This window comes from Dyella sp. LX-66 (assembly GCF_018599165.1).
GTDB lineage: Bacteria > Pseudomonadota > Gammaproteobacteria > Xanthomonadales > Rhodanobacteraceae > Dyella_D > Dyella_D marensis.
In genome coordinates, this window is record NZ_JAHFVJ010000002.1 from 444276 (window position 1) to 462593 (window position 18318).

At 67.6% G+C, this 18318-nt stretch carries 17 protein-coding genes; 8 read left to right on the forward strand and 9 right to left on the reverse strand.

All coding sequences use genetic code 11. From position 1 onward, the window contains the following. Positions 1 to 433: 433 nt before the first annotated feature. The 4 genes from KK141_RS05600 to KK141_RS05615 all read right to left on the reverse strand — a co-directional run bounded on the left by KK141_RS05600 (position 434) and on the right by KK141_RS05615 (position 3475). Positions 434 to 1465: a C13 family peptidase gene (locus KK141_RS05600; RefSeq protein WP_214570299.1), complete on the reverse strand. Its 1032-nt coding sequence runs from the start codon at positions 1463 to 1465 to the stop codon at positions 434 to 436. 16 nt (positions 1466 to 1481) lie between these two features. Then, on the reverse strand, positions 1482 to 2168 hold the full coding sequence (mtnC, locus tag KK141_RS05605) for an acireductone synthase (protein ID WP_214570298.1): 687 nt from the start codon (positions 2166 to 2168) through the stop codon (positions 1482 to 1484). Between the two features lie 93 nt (positions 2169 to 2261). Continuing rightward, positions 2262 to 2831, reverse strand: coding sequence for an acireductone dioxygenase (locus KK141_RS05610; RefSeq protein ID WP_214570297.1), 570 nt, complete (start codon positions 2829 to 2831; stop codon positions 2262 to 2264). Next, positions 2828 to 3475, reverse strand: coding sequence for a methylthioribulose 1-phosphate dehydratase (locus KK141_RS05615; RefSeq protein ID WP_214570296.1), 648 nt, complete (start codon positions 3473 to 3475; stop codon positions 2828 to 2830). Before KK141_RS05615 ends, KK141_RS05610 begins: the two co-directional genes overlap by 4 nt. 175 nt (positions 3476 to 3650) lie before the next feature. Here KK141_RS05615 and KK141_RS05620 point away from each other — a divergent pair, with 175 nt between their 5' ends. Beyond that, a complete protein-coding gene (locus KK141_RS05620) occupies positions 3651 to 3980 on the forward strand; it encodes a high-potential iron-sulfur protein (RefSeq protein WP_214570295.1) in 330 nt (109 codons plus the stop codon). 461 nt (positions 3981 to 4441) lie between these two features. Here KK141_RS05620 and KK141_RS05625 read toward each other — a convergent pair whose 3' ends face one another. Both KK141_RS05625 and KK141_RS05630 read right to left on the reverse strand, forming a co-directional pair. Next, positions 4442 to 5884 carry an amino acid permease gene (locus KK141_RS05625; RefSeq protein WP_214570294.1) on the reverse strand — a complete coding sequence of 481 codons (1443 nt, stop codon included), beginning with the start codon at positions 5882 to 5884 and terminating at the stop codon, positions 4442 to 4444. Positions 5885 to 5971: 87 nt separating this feature from the next. After that, entirely contained in the window at positions 5972 to 7450 is a 1479-nt protein-coding gene (locus tag KK141_RS05630) for an amino acid permease (protein ID WP_214570293.1), read from the reverse strand. 209 nt (positions 7451 to 7659) lie between these two features. On the opposite strand from KK141_RS05630, the gene KK141_RS05635 reads away from it, so the two are divergent. Next, positions 7660 to 8211 (forward strand): NUDIX hydrolase, encoded by a 552-nt coding sequence (locus KK141_RS05635; protein ID WP_214570292.1) that lies wholly within the window; start codon positions 7660 to 7662, stop codon positions 8209 to 8211. A 55-nt stretch (positions 8212 to 8266) separates the two neighbouring features. On the opposite strand, the gene KK141_RS05640 is transcribed toward KK141_RS05635, so the two are convergent. From KK141_RS05640 to KK141_RS05650, 3 genes are all read right to left on the reverse strand, one after another. Continuing rightward, positions 8267 to 8788 (reverse strand): 3-hydroxyanthranilate 3,4-dioxygenase, encoded by a 522-nt coding sequence (locus tag KK141_RS05640; RefSeq protein ID WP_214570291.1) that lies wholly within the window; start codon positions 8786 to 8788, stop codon positions 8267 to 8269. 208 nt (positions 8789 to 8996) lie between these two features. Further along, positions 8997 to 10886, reverse strand: a complete 1890-nt coding sequence (gene parE, locus KK141_RS05645) for a DNA topoisomerase IV subunit B (protein ID WP_214570290.1) — start codon at positions 10884 to 10886, stop codon at positions 8997 to 8999. 84 nt (positions 10887 to 10970) lie between these two features. Continuing rightward, positions 10971 to 12767: an aminopeptidase P family protein gene (locus KK141_RS05650; RefSeq protein ID WP_214570289.1), complete on the reverse strand. Its 1797-nt coding sequence runs from the start codon at positions 12765 to 12767 to the stop codon at positions 10971 to 10973. 132 nt (positions 12768 to 12899) lie between these two features. Between KK141_RS05650 and KK141_RS05655 the strand changes: the two genes are divergently transcribed. From KK141_RS05655 to ispF, 6 genes are all read left to right on the forward strand, one after another. Beyond that, positions 12900 to 14579, forward strand: a complete 1680-nt coding sequence (locus KK141_RS05655) for a CTP synthase (protein WP_214570288.1) — start codon at positions 12900 to 12902, stop codon at positions 14577 to 14579. Beyond that, on the forward strand, positions 14576 to 15409 hold the full coding sequence (kdsA, locus tag KK141_RS05660) for a 3-deoxy-8-phosphooctulonate synthase (protein ID WP_214570287.1): 834 nt from the start codon (positions 14576 to 14578) through the stop codon (positions 15407 to 15409). The genes KK141_RS05655 and kdsA overlap by 4 nt, the downstream gene beginning before the upstream one ends. Positions 15410 to 15470: 61 nt before the next feature. Beyond that, positions 15471 to 16784 (forward strand): phosphopyruvate hydratase, encoded by a 1314-nt coding sequence (eno, locus tag KK141_RS05665; protein ID WP_214570286.1) that lies wholly within the window; start codon positions 15471 to 15473, stop codon positions 16782 to 16784. 19 nt (positions 16785 to 16803) lie between these two features. After that, positions 16804 to 17133, forward strand: coding sequence for a cell division protein FtsB (gene ftsB, locus KK141_RS05670; RefSeq protein ID WP_167257502.1), 330 nt, complete (start codon positions 16804 to 16806; stop codon positions 17131 to 17133). 1 nt (position 17134) lies between these two features. Beyond that, on the forward strand, positions 17135 to 17824 hold the full coding sequence (gene ispD, locus KK141_RS05675; protein ID WP_214570285.1) for a 2-C-methyl-D-erythritol 4-phosphate cytidylyltransferase: 690 nt from the start codon (positions 17135 to 17137) through the stop codon (positions 17822 to 17824). Positions 17825 to 17837: 13 nt separating this feature from the next. After that, entirely contained in the window at positions 17838 to 18311 is a 474-nt protein-coding gene (gene ispF, locus KK141_RS05680; RefSeq protein WP_214570445.1) for a 2-C-methyl-D-erythritol 2,4-cyclodiphosphate synthase, read from the forward strand. Positions 18312 to 18318: the final 7 nt, after the last annotated feature.

Consider the following 18318-nt stretch of genomic DNA (forward strand, 5'->3'; position numbering starts at 1 on the left):
GTTGAGGTGAGATCCAGCGCCGCGCTCCGCCCGACCCCTCACCCCGACCCTCTCCCCGGAGGGGAGAGGGAGAAGTGCGGTGGTGTCGCATGCGGGAGCAAAGCGCAAAAGCCGCCTCATTCGCTGAATGTCCTCTTCGCCACGGCACGTTGAAGCGCGCGTCACGTGAACGCACCGTCGTTTCGTATAGACCCAGGTTAATCAAGTTACCGCAGCCGCCCACCGCTCCTTCTAGTCGCGTCGCGAGCCTTTGCTCTAAGGCTATTTCTCTTTGGTTACTTTCTCTTTGAGCCAGCAAAGAGAAAGTGACTCGGGCGCCGGCAGGCGCACGAAATGCCCGCTGCATAAGCGGCCAGTCCGCGTCGACGCGAAAATCAAACGATACCGTTACTGGATCCCGGCCCACGCCGGAATGACGAGCAAGAAGGGTGAGCTACCGCGCCGCAGGCGCCACATCCACATGCGATGGCTCAAACGCCACCGCCGCCCCCGGCTTCACATGCCCGCGCCAGCGCGCCAACTGATCCGCGATCCCAGCGCCCACGTCGATCTGCGGCTCCGACGGCGTCAGGTGATCGCGCGTCTCCCACTGCGCAATCTCCGCCTTTGCCTGCTGGAACCCGGCAATAAAATCCGCCGTGCGATTCATCGCATCCACCAGCCACGCACGACCGAAATACGTGATATCGGAATCGCTGCCGCAACCGAACGAACTGCGGTCGGCACGCGCAGCGGTCAGCACCAGCGTGCCGGGGCCCTTCAGCGGCGGTACGAAGCCGCCGGAGTAGCAGGCGTTCACCACCACTACTTTCCACTTGAACGGATGCTTGGCCAGGATGCCGGCCAGGTCCGGTGCGCCGATCTGGTCCAGCGGCAGCGGGTCCATGTCGACCAGCAGGTTGTGGTCCGGGTCGCCGTGCGAGGTGAGGTAGAGCACGAGGATGTCCTCGTTCTTGTTCATCACGCCCGAGAGTGCGTCCAGCGTGCTTTCCAGATTGCTCCAGGTGGCCAGCGGGCGGGTCTCCAGCGTGTCGGGGCTGTTGGCCAGCAGCAGCGGGTGCACGGTGGCGCCGAAGCGGTCGGCGAACAGCTTGCCGGCGTATTCGACTTCGTTGTGGAACACGTCTTCGCCGCCGTCGCCGGCAAAGGCCACCAAGTAAAGATTCGGCGTGCCAGCGACGCGCGGTCCCAGCTTGGCGATGGCCTCGCGCAGCATGCGGGGTTGGGCGTAGGCGACCTGTTCGGGCGTCGAGCCTTTTTCCGGCCAGCGGTCGGCTTCGTCTTCCGTAGCGGGGGCGGGCAGTTCCGCTGAGCTGGCGACGGCGGGCGCGGCCTTGGCGACCGTTGCCGCGGCAGCCGGCAGAGCATCGTGATGCGCCGCCAGCGCGGGCGCGGCGCGGTGCACCAGCAAGGTGAGCAGCACGCCGGCGGCGAAGGCGAGCAGGGCGGTCAAGGCAATGCGCATGGCGGCGGACGCGAACTCAGGGCTGGATGGCGTCGAAATCGGTATAGGCGGGGTGGCGCGGCTCGGCCGGCACCGCGAGCGGCGGGCGCAGCAGCCAGGCGGTGTGGAAGCCGGCGGCCTTGGCGGCGTCCAGTTCTTCCACGATGTCCGACAGGAACAGCAGGTGCTCCGGCAGCTCGCCGATCGCCTCGGCGATCTTCGCGTAGGACGCTTGCTCGCGTTTGGGGCCGGTCTCGGTATCGAAATAGCCGGCGAACAGCGGGGTGAGGTCGCCGGCTTCGCTGTAGCCGAACAGCAGCTTCTGCGCGGCCACCGAGCCGGAGGAATACACGTACAGGTGCAGGCCTTCGCCGCGCCATTCGCGCAGGCGGGCGGCTACTTCCGGATACATGTGCGAGCGGTATTCGCCGCTGGCGTAGCCGTCCTTCCAGATCATGCCCTGCAGCGCCTTCAGCGCGGTGGACTTGCGGTCCTCGTCGATCCAGCGCAGCAGCAGCTCGATGATCTCCTGGCGGCTGGCCTCGACCAGGCCGGCCTCCTTGGCCGCCTCGTGCAGCCAGTGCTGCACCTCGGGCGTGTCGACGTGGGTTTCCACGTAGGCCGGCAGGCGCTTGCGCGCATAGGGGAACAGCACGTCCTTGACGAAGCTGATCGAGCTGGTGGTGCCTTCGATGTCGGTGACGATGGCGCGGATGACGGTCATGCGGGTAGCCGTGGAAGCGATGACGGAAACGCGGGCCCGTGCAGCCGGGCCCGGAGTGGCAAGCTTAGCCGCGCCGCCGGGGCGCGGAGCGGTTCAGGCGGCCGCCGTCCCCGAGGCGTGCGGCAGCATGCGCGGAAAGCGCAGGGCGATGTCCTCGCCGGTGAAGTTGGCGACCCAGCCTTCCTTGTTGGTGAACAGGCGGATCGCCACGAAGTAGGGCGCCTCGCTCATGTCGAACCAGTGGCGGGTGCCGTCGGGCACGCCGATCAGGTCGCCCTGTTCGCACAGCACGTCGTAGACCTTGCCGTCGATGTGCAGGGTGAACTGGCCGGCACCGGCGACGAAGAAGCGCACTTCGTCCTCGCTGTGGGTGTGCTCGCTCAGGAACTTCTGGCGCAGCGTGGCGCGGTCCGGGTGGTCGGGCTTCAGGCTGATGACGTCGACGGCCTGGTAGCCCTCGGTGTGCATCAGGCGGTCGATGTCGGCGCGGTAGGCGGCGATCACTTCGTCCTGGCTGGCGCCGGGGGCGATCGGCTGGCCGGCTTCCCACTGCTCGAAGCGCACGCCGACCCGGCCCAGCTCGCGCGCGATGGCGGCGTGCTCGGTGTGGACGGCGAGCGGCGCGTCGGGGTGCTGGTCGTCGAAAATGCGCAGGCGGCTCATGCGGACAATCTCCTCAGATCGAGTTCGCAGCCCAGCAGGAATTCCAGGGCTTCCAGGTGGCGGCGGGTTTCCGCCATGTCCCTGCCCCAGGTGTAGATGCCGTGGCCGTTGATCAAGTAGGCATGCAGCGGCTTGCCGCTGTCGAACCAGGCCTCGACCTGGGCCACCAGCTCGGGCATGTGCTGGGTGTTGGGGAACACCGGGATGTCCAGCACGGCGTCGTGGGTGGTTTCGCCGGCGATGGCCTTCTGCAGTTCCCAACCTTCCAGCCGCACCACGCCTTCCTGCGCGAACAGGCGCGAAGCCACGCTCTGCGTGCGCGAGTGGGTGTGCAGCACCACGTTCATCTGCGGCAGGCGGCGGTAGATCTGCGTATGCAGTTCGGTTTCCGCACTGGGGCGCGCGGCGGTGCCGACGGCCTTGCCGTGCATGTCGATCAGCATGATGTCGGCGCGGCCGAGCTTGCCCTTGTCGCGGCCGGAGATGGTGATGGCCGCGTGCTCCGCGTCGATGCGCATGGAGAAGTTGCTGCTGGTGGCCGGCGTCCAGCCGGCGAGCGCGAGTTCGCGCGCGGCGTTGGCGATCGCGTCGGCGCGTTCGGCGAACAGTTCCGGCGCGATGGAGGAGGGAAGGACCTGGCTCATTGCGATATGGACGTCCAAATGGCAGGGGACTATAGCACGCCGGTCCGTACGCCCTTTTGACAACCTGGGCGCCGAATGCGAGCCATTCTCATGGTGTTGTGCAGGCCGGGCGTACCATGGCCGCCGATTCGCCGCCCGGCGCGGCGCCATGTCCCCAAGACGGAGGTTGTCCCCAATGTCGAACGACAAAACACTCGAATCCCGCCGCCAGTTCCTGAAGATCGCCAGCGGCACCGTCGCCGCCGCCGCGGTGATCGGCACGCTGCCGCGCGTAGCGCGCGCTGCCGACCTGCCGCACGTGAGTCCGGACGATCCGACCGCCAAGGCGCTGGGCTATGTCGAGGACGCGGGCACCACCAAGGACGCCAAGCACAAGGCCGGCGACGCCTGCTCGAACTGCCAGTTCTATTCGGGCGGCGCCTCGGGCTACGGTCCCTGCCAGCTGTTCCCGGGCAAGTCGGTGAATGCGAAGGGCTGGTGCGTGTCGCATTCGAAGAAAGCCTGAGCGACAGCGGCATGCGCAAAGAGGCCGGCCCTGGTGCCGGCCTTTTTCTTTGCGCGGCGGACATGAAAAAACGCGCCGTAGCGCGTTTGAAGAGAGTGTCTGGAGCTTCCATCGGCGATCGGAGAATCGAGCCGGAGAGAAGATGCAGCCCAGACGCGTCAGGCCGAGGAGCTGACCCGCCTGACGCGCCGGGCGGCAATCCGGGGCCCACTGCCAAGTGATCTACCCACGGACGGCAGATGTTACTCCCCAAACCGCCGTTTGGGGCATCCGGACGAAAAATTTTTCCCGAAAAAGTCTCGTTAAAATGAGAAAAAACAATAGCTTATGGCGTTATTCGTGACTGAGCATCAAAAATCCGCGTCGATTGCGCATTTCGCGGCAGTTCTGTTCAGTTGAGCACCATACGCTGGCGTTTTGCGCCATAGCCCGCCATTGGCGGGCGTTCGGCGGAGATCGCCTCAGGAGGCGCGGCGCAGGCGGCTGTGGCGCCGGCCGTAGCCGAAGTAGATGCACAGGCCGATCACCGTCCACGCGATCATCAGCAGCCAGTTGAACCAGGCCATGAAGTACAGCAGGGCCAGGCAGCTCAGCACGCCGGCGGTGCAGACGAACCAGGCCGCCGGCACGCGGAACAGGCGCGGCAGCTCCGGCGAGGTGTAGCGCAGGATCAGCACGCCGGCGCAGACCGCCACGAAGGCGATCAGGGTGCCCATCGAGGTGAGGTCGGCCAGCAGGTCCAGCGGGAACACCGCGGCCAGGATGGCGATGCCCACGCCGGTGATCACCGTATTGAGGTGCGGCGTGCGGTGCTTGGGATGGATGCGGTTGAACACCGGCGGCAGCAGGCCGTCGCGCGACATGATCATGAAGATGCGCGGCTGGGCGATGATCATCACCAGAATCACCGAGGACAGGCCGATCATCGCGCCGATCTCCACCACCAGGCGCAGCCAGCCCAGCTCCGGATGGTTGCGGATCGCGGTGACCACCGGCTCGCTGGTGCCCAGCTCGGTATAGGGAATCAGGCCGGTAAGCACCGCCGCCATCGCCAGGTACAGCACGGTGCAGATCACCAGCGAGACCAGCGTGCCGAACGGCAGGTCCTTCTGCGGGTTCTTGCATTCCTGCGCCGCGGTCGAGGTGGCCTCGAAGCCGATGTAGGCGAAGAACACCATCGCCGCGCCGCGCATGATGCCGGACCAGCCGTACTTGCCCGGTTCCTGCTCGGCGGGAATGAAGGGATGCCAGTTGGCCGGATCGATATAGCGGTAGCCGGCGACCACCACCACGATGATCAGGCCGACCTTCAGCGCCACCATCAGCACGTTCAGGCCCGAGGACTCGCGGATGCCGACGTAGCACAGCCAGGTCAGCGCCAGCACGATCGCCACCGCCGGCAGGTTGAGCAGATGTCCGGTGGCGACCAGGTGCCCGTCTTTGAATGCCAGCGGCGCTTCGGTCAGCGCCACCGGCAGGTGGATGCCGACGTGGTCGAGCAGGCTGGTGAAGTAGCCGGTCCAGCTCGCCGCCACCGCGGAGGCGGAGATGCCGTATTCCAGCACCATGTTCCAGCCGATGAACCAGGCCACCAGTTCGCCCAGGGTGGCGTAGGCGTAGGAATACGAGCTACCGGAAATCGGGATCAGCGTGGCGAATTCCGCATAGCACAGCGCGGTGAAGCCGCTGCAGATCGCCGCCAGCATGAACGAGATCAGCACCGCCGGACCGGCATGTTCCGCCGCCGCCTGTCCGGTCACCACGAAGATGCCGGTGCCGATCACCGCGCCGATGCCCAGCGCCGTGATCCCCCATTTGCCCAGGGTGCGGCGCAGGGCAGGGCCGCCGTGGCAGTCGTCGGCGTCGGAGAAATCGGTCTTGCGGGCGAGAAGCTGCTTGAGCATGCGTGGACCTGGGTGATGCGGGTGTCGGATCGGGCCGACTATAAAAGAGAAGGCCGGCGCGGAGCCGGCCCTCGGAGGCGGGATCGATCAGGCGGCCGGCTTGCGCAGCTTGCTGTGCGAGTAGCCGTAGAGGAAGTAGATCGCCTGGCCGATCGCGATCCAGGCCAGCATCCAGCGCCAGTGCTCGAGGAAGGACTGCAGGAACAGCGCCATGCAGGCCAGCGCGCCCAGCGGGCAGACCAGCCACGGCACCGGCACGCGGAACGCGCGCGGCAGCTCGGGGCGCGTATAGCGCAGCACCAGCACGCCGATGCACACGGTGGCGAACGCCAGCAAGGTGCCCATCGCCACCATTTCGCCCAGCACGCCGATATTGAACAGTCCGCCCAGCGCGGCGGCGAGCACGCCGACCACCACGGTGCCGACGTGCGGCGTGCGGAACTTCTGGTGGATGCGGCCGAACACCGCCGGGATCAGGCCGTCGCGCGCCATCGAATAGAAGATGCGCGGCTGGCCCATCAGCATCACCAGCATCACCGAGCTCAGGCCGGTGACGGCGCCGATCACCACGATGATCTGCAGCCAGTGCAGGCTCGGGTAGTTGTCCAGCGCGGTGGACACCGGCTCGGGCGTGCCGAGCAGGCGGAAGTCGGCGATGCCGGTGAGGATGCCGGCGACGATGATGTACAGGATGGTGCACAGAATGAGCGAGCCGATGATGCCGATCGGCATGTCGCGCTGCGGGTTCTTCGCCTCGCCGGCCGCGGTGGAGACCGCGTCGAAGCCGATATAGGAGAAGAACACGATGGCGGCCGCGCGGCCCACGCCGGCCCAGCCGTACTTGGACGCGCCTTCGGAAGCCGGGATGAAGGGATGCCAGTTGTCCGGGTTGATGTACTTGGTGGCGAAGGCGATGAACAGCAGGATCACGGTGACCTTGATCGCCACGATGATCGAGTTGACGAAGGCCGACTGGGTGATGCCCACGTAGCACAGGCCGGTGATGGCGGCGATGATCGCCACCGCCGGCAGGTTGATGAACATGCCGGTGGCCTGGATATGGCCGTCGACCACCGTGAACGGCGCGGACGCCAGGGTCTGCGGCAGGCTCACGTCCTGGCCGATCCAGCCGCTGATCAGGGACAGCAGCTTGTTGAAATAGCCCGACCAGCCCGCCGCCACCGTGGCCACGGTGAACAGGTATTCCAGCACCAGGCTCCAGCCGACGAACCAGGCGACGTACTCGCCCAGCGTGGCGTAGGAATAGGAGTAAGCACTGCCGGATACCGGCAGCATCGCGGCGAACTCGGCGTAGCACAGCGCGGCCAGCGCGCAGGCGATGCCGGCGAACACGAAGCTGAGCACGATCGCGGGGCCGGCATGCTGGGCCGCGGCCTGTCCGGTGATGACGAAGATGCCCGCGCCGATGATCGCGCCGATGCCCAGCATCACCAGATGCCGCGCGGTAAGTGCGCGCTTGAGGGTGGCCTCGCCGTGCGCGCCGCCCTCCTGCAGATCGGCGGACGCAGGCGAAATCTGCGTCGTCGCAAACAGGTTTTTCAGCATGGGTTCCCCCCTCCGGGAATGGCTGCTTGTAATTTTTCGGACAACTACCGAACGAATCGCCCTACGGGCTTGTCCGGCAAAGGATTTCGACGCCACAAGCCGGTTGCGCTCGGCGCGGAAGCACCGAACCTTAGCCGAGCGATGGGAGGGGTACAAGACGCGCCGCAGCTACAATCGCAGGTTCATCCCATTCCTATATGTCACAAGTCATGCACGATCACCGCCAGGCTTTTTCCGCGCATTTGAACGCCTACGCGCAGGCCCATCCGGACGAGGGCGAGGTCGCCGCAAGCTTCGGCGAATTCCTGCGCTCGGCGCCGACGGTGTTCGAGCGCGCCCATGCGGTGGGGCACTTCACCGGTTCGGCCTGGCTGGTCAGCGCGGACGGCGCGCGGGTGCTGCTCACCCATCACCGCAAGCTCGGCCGCTGGCTCCAATTGGGCGGGCATGCCGACGGCGACCCGGACCTCGCCGGCGTGGCGCTGCGCGAGGCCGAGGAAGAATCCGGCCTGACCCAGCTGGCGGTGGAGCCGCTGCCGTTCGACCTGGACTGCCACTGGATTCCCGAGCGCGCCGGCGAACCGGGCCATTGGCATTACGACGTGCGCTACGTGGTGCGCGCCGGCGGCAGCGAGGCGTTCGCGGTAAGCGAGGAATCGCTGGCGCTGGCGTGGAAGCCGGTGGCGGAGATCGCGGCCGATGCTTCGGCGGACGAATCGCTGCGGCGCATGGCTAAGAAATGGCTCGGTAGGTTGGGGTGACAACCCCAACATCGTTACGCCGACCGCGCCCTTGTGTTGGGGTTGTCACCCCAACCTACGCATATTTGGCTGGCGCCGGATGCACGGCGCCGCATTGCGTGCAGGTGCGCGCTTCGAGCGAACGGTAGAAGCGCTCGAACACCGGCGGGAAATCGCGCTCGATGCTTTCCAGCGCGAAATATTCCTCGAACAGCTTGTGGTTGCACTGCTGGCAGAACCACAGCAGGCCGTCTTTCTCGTCCGCCAGGCGGCGGCGCTCGATCACCAGGCCGATCGAATCGGGCATGCGCTGCGGCGAATGCGGCACGCGCGGCGGCAGGTAGAACATCTGGCCGGCGCGGATCGGGATGTCGCGCGCGGCGCCGTCGTCCTGCACCTTCAGCACCATCTCGCCTTCGAGCTGGTAGAAGAATTCCGGACCTTCGTCGTAGTGGTAGTCGGTGCGCGCGTTCGGGCCGCCGACGATCATCACGATGAAGTCGCCGTCGACGATGCACTTGTTGCCCACCGGCGGCTTCAGCAGGTGGCGGTGTTCGTCGATCCAGCGTTGCAGGTCCAGCGGTGGCGTCAGGGCCATGGCGGAAGGCTCGGATGAAGTCGGCGTACCTTAGCGCCGCAACGGGCGCTTCGCTAATTCTCAGTCTTCAATCTGGAGTCCTTCTCCCGCCGGGAGAAGGTGGCGGCAGCCGGATTAGGGTTCGGGCGGAGTCGTGCACATCATTCTTGCGCTCCGCCCGTACCCTCACCCCAACCCCTCTCCCGGTGGGAGAGGGGCTTTAAAAGCTTTAAACCTCAAGCGTCGCCAGGTCGCCCTTTTCTTCCAGCCAAGCCTTGCGATCACTCGCCCGCTTCTTCGCCAGCAGCATATCCATCAGCTTCGCCGTGCCCTCGCCATCTTCGACGGTCAGCTGCACCAGCCGCCGCGTATCCGGATGGATGGTCGACTCGCGCAGCTGCCCCGGGTTCATCTCGCCCAGGCCCTTGAAGCGCGTGGTGCTGACCTGGCCCTTCATCTTCTCGCGCTCGATCCGTTGCAGCAGCGCGGTCTTCTCGTTCTCGTCCAGGCAATAGAACACCTGCTTGCCCACGTCCACGCGGAACAGCGGCGGCATCGCGACGAACACGTGGCCGTCGCGCACCAGGGCGGGGAAGTGGCGCAGGAACAGCGCGCTCAGCAGGGTGGCGATATGCAGGCCGTCGGAGTCGGCGTCGGCCAGGATGATCACCTTGCCGTAGCGCAGGCCGCTCAGGTCGTCCTTGCCCGGATCGCAGCCGATCGCCACGGCCAGGTTGTGCACTTCCTCCGAAGCCAGCACCGAGCCGGATTCGACTTCCCAGGTGTTCAGGATCTTGCCGCGCAGCGGCAGGATCGCCTGGAAATCCTTGTCGCGCGCCTGCTTGGCGCTGCCACCGGCGGAGTCGCCTTCGACCAGGAACAGCTCCGTGCGGCTCAGGTCCGTGGCGCTGCAGTCGGCCAGCTTGCCGGGCAGGGCGGGGCCCTGGGTGATCTTCTTGCGCACCACCTGCTTGGAGGCTTTCAGGCGCGCGCTGGCGCGCTCGATCGCAAGCATGGCGATGCGCTCGCCCAGCTCCACGTTCTGGTTCAGCCACAGGCTGAAAGCGTCGTGCACCACGCCTTCCACCAGGGCGGCGGCGTTGCGCGACGAAAGGCGCTCCTTGGTCTGGCCGGCGAACTGCGGATCCTGCAGCTTGGCCGACAGCACGAAAGACAAGCGCTCCCACACGTCTTCCGGCGCCAGCTTCACGCCGCGCGGCAGCAGGTTGCGGATGTCGCAGAACTCGCGCACCGCATTGGTCAGGCCGCTGCGCAGGCCGTTCACGTGGGTGCCGCCCTGCGCGGTGGGAATCAAATTGACATAGCTCTCCTGTACCAGCTCGCCTTCCGGCAGCCAGGCCAGGGCCACGTCCAGGCCTTCGGTGTCGCGCTGCACGTGATGCACGAACAGCTCGGCCGGCAGCGTCTCGGCGCCTTCCAGTTCGCCGCGCAGGTAATCGCGCAGGCCGTCCTCGTAGTGCCAGGACACCACTTCGCCGCTGGCTTCGTCGGTGAGCTTGACGTTGAGGCCCGCGCACAGCACGGCCTTGGCGCGCAGCAGGTGCTTGAGCTTGGAGAGCAGGATCTTCGGCGTATCGAAGTACTTCGGGTCGGGCCAGAAGTGCACGGTGGTGCCGGTCTTCTTCTTCGGCACGCTGCCGATCACTTCCAGCGCGCTGGCGCGGTCGCCGTGCTCGAAGGCCATGCGGTATTCGTTGCCGTCGCGGCGGATGGTCACTTCCACCCGGCTGGACAGCGCATTCACCACCGACACGCCCACGCCGTGCAGGCCGCCGGAGAAGTTGTAGTTCTTGCCGGAGAACTTGCCGCCCGCATGCAGGCGCGTGAGGATCAGCTCCACGCCGGGAATGCCTTCCTCCGGATGGATGTCCACCGGCATGCCGCGGCCGTCGTCGCTGACCTGCACCGAGCCGTCGGTGTGCACGATCACCTCGATCGCGCTGGCGTGGCCGGCCAGGGCCTCGTCCACCGAGTTGTCGATGACTTCCTGCGCCAGGTGGTTCGGGCGGCTGGTGTCGGTGTACATGCCCGGCCGGCGCTTGACCGGGTCAAGGCCGGAGAGGACTTCAATGTCGGCGGCGTTGTAGCGACTGCTCATGCTCGGGGGTTCTGCCGGAAGTTAAGCGGGGAAAGCCGCGGGAGGATGGGGTGGCCGGCCAAGGAGGTCAAGCCAGCTTTGGTCTCACAGCGGCGCGCAATGGCGCTCCAGCCAGACCAGGTCGGCGCCTTCCAGCAGCGGGCTGAGCGCGGCGCGCACGCGGGCGTGGTAGTCGTCCAGCCAGGCGCGCTCCTCGGGGTTGAGCAGGCCCGGCTCCAGTGCGCGGCGGTCGAACGGGCACATGGTCAGGGTCTCGAAGGCATGGAATTCGCCGAACTCGGTCTGGTCGGCCTCGGCCACCACCGCCAGGTTCTCGTGGCGGATGCCGTGCCGGCCCGGCTTGTACAGGCCCGGCTCGATCGAGCTGATCATGCCCGGCTCCAGCGCCACCAGTGGGCCGCTGGTCGGCGGCCGGATGCTCTGCGGCCCCTCGTGCACATTGAGGAAATAGCCCACGCCGTGGCCGGTGCCGTGGCCGTAGTCCATGCCCGACGCCCACAGCGGCGCGCGCGCCAACGCGTCCAGCTGCGGGCCGCTGGCGCCCTTGGGGAAGCGGGCGCGCGACAGCGCGATCAGGCCCTTCAGCACCAGGGTGGCGTCGCGGCGCTGCTCGGCGGTGGTCTCGCCCAGGACCAGCACGCGGGTGACGTCGGTGGTGCCGCCCAGGTACTGGCCGCCGGAATCCACCAGCAGCAGGCCCAGCGGCTTGAGGGTGCTGTGGTGCTCGGGCGTGGCGCGGTAATGCGGCAGGGCGCCGTTGGCCTGGTAGCCGGCGATGGTGGCGAAGCTTTCGCCGACGAAGTCGGGCTGGGCCGAGCGCTCCTCGCGCAGCAGGGTGTGCACGTCCAGCTCGGTCTGGCGCATGCCGGCGGCGAGGCGTTCCTCCAGGCGGCGGAACGCGCGGGACAGGGCGGCGCCGTCGCGGCGCATCACCTCGCGCACGTGATCCAGCTCGGCGGCGCTCTTGCGCGCCTTCATCGCGGTGGACGGATTGGCCGCGTCGATCAGCTGCGCGGCCGGCGCGATCGCATCGGCCACGGCGCAGGCCACGCGGCCGGCATCCAGCAGCAGGCGCTCGCCTTCGCGCAGTTCGCCGAGCGCGTCGGTGACGGTGGCGTAGTCGGCGATGCGCACGCCGTCGGCGGCGAGCGCGCCGACCAGCGCGTCGGTGAGCTTGCGGCGGTCGACGAACAGCACGGCCGGCCCTTCCGCCGCCACCAGCAGGTGGGCGAGGAAGACCGGATTGCACTCCACGTCGCTGCCGCGCAGGTTGGTCAGCCAGGCCACGTCGTCCAGGCTGGAGACCAGGTGATGGCTGGCGCCGAGCTTGCGCATGGCGGTGCGCAGGCGGGCGAGTTTGTCGGCGCGGGTGATGCAGGCGTAGCGGATCGGGTGTTCGGTGACCGGCGCGGCGGGCAGGGGCGGGCGCCCGGTCCAGGCTTCGCCGGGCAGGTCCAGGTCGGTGCGCAGGCGTGCGCCGGTGCTTTCGAACTGGCGTTCGAAGCGGCTGCGGCCGGACAGCGGCAGGCTGTCGCCGGCCACGGCCAGCACCTGGCCTTCGTGCAACTGCTGGCGCAGCCATTCCTGCGGCTCGGGCACGTTGGCCGTGCGCTGGCGCATCAGTTCCACGCCGGTACCGGCCAGTTCGCGCTCGGCCTGGGCGAAGTAGCGCGAATCGGTCCACAGCGCGGCCCAGTCCGCGGTCACCACCAAGGTGCCGGCCGAACCGGTGAAGCCGGACAGCCAGCTCCGCGCCTGCCAGTGGGCGGGCAGGTATTCGGACAGGTGGGGATCGGCGCTGGGGACGAGGCAGGCATCGACGCCGTGGCGGCGCATGGCCTGGCGCAAGAGGGCGAGGCGGGGCGGAATGAGTTCGCTCATCCGTTCATGCTAGCAGTCGGATCGAGCCGATCTGTACGCGACACAATGAATCGCCGGAGGAATTTTCGCTCTACCGCTCGCGGCCCGGAGCGACCTCCGCTAAAATGCCGATTTCCAGCACGGCTGCATCCCATGACCCCCCTGATTTTCGTCACCGGCGGTGTGGTGTCCTCGCTTGGCAAGGGCATCGCCGCGGCGTCGCTGGCTTCCATTCTGGAAGCGCGTGGCCTTTCGGTCACCATGATGAAGCTCGACCCGTACATCAACGTCGACCCGGGCACGATGAGCCCCTTCCAGCACGGCGAGGTCTACGTCACCGACGACGGCGCCGAGACCGACCTGGACCTGGGCCACTACGAGCGCTTCGTCCACACCCGCCTCACCGGCAAGAACTCCATCACCACCGGCAAGATCTACGAGTCGGTGATCCGCAAGGAGCGCCGCGGCGACTACCTCGGCGCCACCGTGCAGGTGATTCCGCACATCACCGACGAGATCAAGCACTGCATCCACGAGGCCACCCGCGGCTTCGACGTGGCCCTGGTGGAGATCGGCGGCACGGTGGGCGACATCGAGTCGCTGCCGTTCCTGGAGGCGATCCGCCAGCTGCGCATCGAGCATGGCCCGGAGAAGTGCCTGTTCATGCATCTCACCCTGGTGCCGTACATCAAGGCCGCCGGCGAGATCAAGACCAAGCCCACCCAGCATTCGGTGAAGGAACTGCGCTCGATCGGCATCCAGCCGGACGTGTTGCTGTGCCGCTGCGAGCAGCCGCTGCCCGATGGCGAGCGCCGCAAGATCGCGCTGTTCACCAACGTGCCGGAGCACGCGGTGATCAGCGCCACCGACGTGGACATCATCTACAAGCAGCCGCTGTGGCTGCACAAGCAGGGCCTGGACGAGATCGTGGTCAAGCGCCTCGGCCTCGACGCCGGCCCGGCCGACCTCTCCGCCTGGCAGCGCACCGTGGAAGCGGTGGAGCATCCGAAGGACGAGGTCAACGTGGCCATCGTCGGCAAGTACGTCGAGCACAAGGACGCCTACAAGTCGCTGGGCGAAGCCCTGCGCCACGGCGGCATCAAGCAGCAGACGCGCGTGAACCTGCAGTGGGTCGATTCCGAGCAGGTGGAAGCCGAGGGCGCGGCCAAGGTGCTGGGCGGCGTCGACGCCATCCTGGTGCCGGGCGGCTTCGGCAAGCGCGGCTTCGAAGGCAAGGTGCTGGCCGCCAAGTACGCCCGCGAGCACGGCGTGCCGTATTTCGGCATCTGCTATGGCATGCACGCCGCGGTGGTGGATTTCGCCCGTCACGTGGCCGGCCATGCCGACGCCGATTCCAGCGAGAACGACCGCAACACGCCCAACCCGGTGATCGCGCTGATCACCGAGTGGACCACCGCCGCCGGCGAAGTGGAAACCCGCACCGAGCGCTCCGACCTCGGCGGCACCATGCGCCTGGGCGCGCAGGAATGCCGCCTCAAGGCCGGCACCCTGGCGCGCGAGCTGTACGGCCAGGAAGTGGTGCGCGAGCGCCATCGCCACCGCTACGAGTTCAACAACCGCTACCGCCAGCCGTTCGAAGACCTCGGCATGGTGATCTCCGGCAAGTCGATGGACGATCTGCTGGTGGAGATCGTCGAGCTGCCGCAGCAGCAACACCCGTGGTTCCTCGGCTGCCAGGCGCATCCGGAATTCACCTCCACGCCGCGCGACGGCCACCCGCTGTTCATCGGCTTCGTGCGCGCCGCGCGCGAGCACAAGGCGGTGCGCGAAGGCGAGCGCCTGGCGTCGGCACCGAAGGAGAACGTCGCATGAAGTTGTGCGGTTTCGAGGTCGGCCAGGACCAGCCGCTGTTCCTGATCGCCGGCCCCTGCGTGGTCGAGTCGGAGCAGCTGCAGGTGGATACCGCCGGCAAGCTCAAGGAAATCACCGGCCGGCTCGGCGTCAACTTCATCTTCAAGTCCAGCTTCGACAAGGCCAACCGTTCCTCCGGCAGCAGCTTCCGCGGGCTGGGCATGGAAGAGGGCCTGCGCATCCTGGGCGAAGTGAAGCGCCAGGTCGGCGTGCCGGTGCTCACCGACGTGCACGAATACACCCCGTTCGCCGAAGTGGCCTCGGTGGTCGACGTGCTGCAGACGCCGGCCTTCCTGTGCCGCCAGACCGATTTCATCCAGGCGGTGGCGCGCGCCGGCAAGCCGGTGAACATCAAGAAGGGCCAGTTCCTGGCGCCGTGGGACATGAAGAACGTCGTGGACAAGGCCAAGGCCGTGGGCAACGACGACATCCTGGTGTGCGAGCGCGGCGCCAGCTTCGGCTACAACAACCTGGTGTCGGACATGCGCTCGCTCGCGGTGATGCGCGACACCGGCTGCCCGGTGGTGTTCGACGCCACCCACTCGGTGCAGCTGCCCGGCGGGCAGGGCACCAGCTCCGGCGGCCAGCGCGAATTCGTGCCGGTGCTGGCGCGCGCGGCGATCGCCGTGGGCGTGGCCGGCCTGTTCGCCGAAACACATCCGGATCCCTCCAAGGCGCTGAGCGACGGCCCCAACGCCTGGCCGCTCGGCAAGATGGAAGCGCTGCTGGAAACCCTGATGGAGCTGGATGCCGTGACCAAGCGGCATGGCTTCCTCGAACAGACGCTTTGATCCTTTAAGTTTTACTCCCCGCTTTAGTTCGTCCCCTTCGCCCCTTCTGGACAGGAACTGCATGAGCACCGACATCACCCGCATCCACGCCCGCGAAATCCTCGACTCCCGCGGCAATCCCACGCTCGAAGCGGAAGTGACCCTGGCCGGTGGCGGCTTCGGCCGCGCGGCGGTGCCGAGCGGCGCCTCCACGGGTACCCGCGAGGCGGTGGAACTGCGTGACGGCGACAAGTCGCGCTATCTCGGCAAGGGTGTGAAGAACGCGGTGGGCAACGTCAACGGCGCCATCGCCGGTGCGCTCAAGGGTTTCGACGCGGCCGACCAGAAGGGCCTGGACGCCAAGCTCATTGCACTCGACGGCACGCCGAACAAGGGCAAGCTCGGCGCCAACGCCATCCTCGGCGTGTCGATGGCCGCCGCGCACGCGGTCGCCGCGCAGCAGGGCCGTCCGCTCTGGCAGTACCTGGCCACCATCAACGGCACCACCGGCAAGCCCGGCGCGCTGCCGGTGCCGATGATGAACATCATCAACGGCGGTGCGCATGCCGATAACAACGTCGACGTGCAGGAGTTCATGGTGCTGCCGGTCGGCCTGCCCAGCTTCGCCGAGGCGCTGCGCGCCGGCACCGAGATCTTCCACGCGCTCAAGAGCGTGCTGAAGGGCAAGGGCCTGAACACGGCGGTGGGCGACGAGGGCGGCTTCGCGCCGAACCTGCGCTCGAACATCGAGGCGCTGGACACCATTCTCGAAGCGGTCAATCACACCGGCTACAAGATCGGCAGCGACATCCTGCTCGGCCTGGACGTGGCCAGCTCCGAATTCTTCAAGGACGGCAAGTACGACCTGGAAGGCGAGGGCAAGGTCTACACGCCCGCGCAGTTCGTCGACCTGCTCGCCAGCTGGGCGAAGCAGTACCCGATCGTCACCATCGAGGACGGCATGGCCGAAGGCGACTGGGACGGCTGGAAGCTGCTCACCGACAGCATCGGCAAGCAGGTGCAGCTGGTCGGCGACGACCTGTTCGTGACCAATCCGGCGATCTTCCGCGAAGGCATCGACAAGCACATCGCCAACGCGATCCTGATCAAGGTGAACCAGATCGGCACGCTGTCGGAAACGTTGGAAGCCATCGCCATGGCCGACGCCGCCAAGTACGCCGCGATCGTGTCGCACCGCTCGGGCGAGACGGAGGACACCACCATCTCCGACATCGCCGTGGCCACCACCGCGACCCAGATCAAGACCGGTTCGCTGTGCCGCACCGACCGCGTGGCCAAGTACAACCAGCTGCTGCGCATCGAGGAACAGCTGGGCGCCGCCGCGCAGTACGCCGGCCGCAACGCGTTCCCGAGCCTGGCCAAGCTGCCGGGCTGAGGGAACGAAGTCCACGGCCATGCTGCGCTGGATCGCCCTCATCCTGCTGCTCGTGCTGATCGGTCTGCAGGTGAAACTGTGGACCGGCAACGGCGGCGTGCACGAGGTGGAAACCCTGCGCGCCGCGGTGAAGAAGCAGACCGAGGACAACCAGCGCCTGCTCCAGCGCAACCAGGCGCTGGGCGCGGACGTGGACGATCTCAAGCACGGCGAACAGGCGGTCGAGGCGCGTGCGCGCGGCGAGCTGGGCCTGATCAAGCCGGGCGAGACCTTCTACCAGGTGGTCGAGCAGCCGGGCGCCGCCGCCAGCGCGGCACCGGCGCCCGCCGCCAGCAGCGGCGGACACTGACATGGCTTCCCTGTGGTGCGTGGTGCCGGCCGCCGGGCGCGGCGCCCGGGTCGGTGGCGACACGCCTAAGCAATACCTGCCGCTCGCCGGCCGGCCTTTGATCGAGCACACGCTGGTACGGCTGGCCACGCATCCGCGCATTGCCGGCGTGATGGTGGTGCTGGGCGCGGGCGACGACCGCTGGCCCGGCATGGAGCGCATCGGCGGCAAGCCGGTGCTGACGACTATCGGTGGCGCCGAGCGCTGCGATTCGGTGCTGGCCGGCCTGGATGCCTTGCCGGCCGAGGTGAAACCCGACGATTTCGTGCTGGTGCACGACGCCGCGCGCCCCTGCGTGCGCGCGGCCGACATCGCCCGCCTGATCGAGCTGGCCGTGCCCGCCGGCGGCGGCCTGCTCGGCGCGCCGCTGCGCGACACGCTCAAGCGTGCCGACGCCGCGCATCGCAGCATGGCGACCGAACCGCGCGAGGAACGCTGGCGCGCCTTCACCCCGCAGCTGTTCCGCCGCGCCGAACTGGCCGCGGCTTTGCGCGCGGCGGCGGCGGAAGGCTTCAAGCCCAGCGACGAGGCGATGGCGATGGAGCGCACGGGCCATGCCCCGTTGCTCGTCGAAGGCGCCGAGGACAATATCAAGGTGACCACGGCCGCCGATTTCGCGCTGGCCGAGTTTCTTCTGGACAGGACGGCGTGAGGGCGCGCGCATGATGCGGATCGGCCAGGGCTTCGACGTGCACGCCTTCGGCGACGGCGACCATGTGATGCTCGGCGGCGTGCGCGTGCCGCACAGCCGCGGCGTGGTGGCGCATTCCGACGGCGACGTGGTGATCCACGCGCTGTGCGACGCCATCTTCGGCGCGCTGGCGCTGGGCGATATCGGCCGGCATTTCCCGCCTTCGCAGGAACGCTGGCGCGGCGCCGAGAGCCGGCTGTTCCTGCGCCACGCCTATACGCTGATGCGCGAGCGCGGCTACGCGATCGGCAACGTCGACGTGACGGTGATCTGCGAAGCGCCCAAGGTCGGCCCGCACGCGCAGGCCATGCGCGAGCTGCTGGCCGAAGACCTGCATTGCGAGATCGACCGCGTCAGCATCAAGGCCACCACCACCGAGCAGCTCGGCTTCACCGGCCGCGGCGAGGGCATCGCCGCGCAGGCCTGCGCGCTGCTGGTGCTGGCGTGAGCGTGCC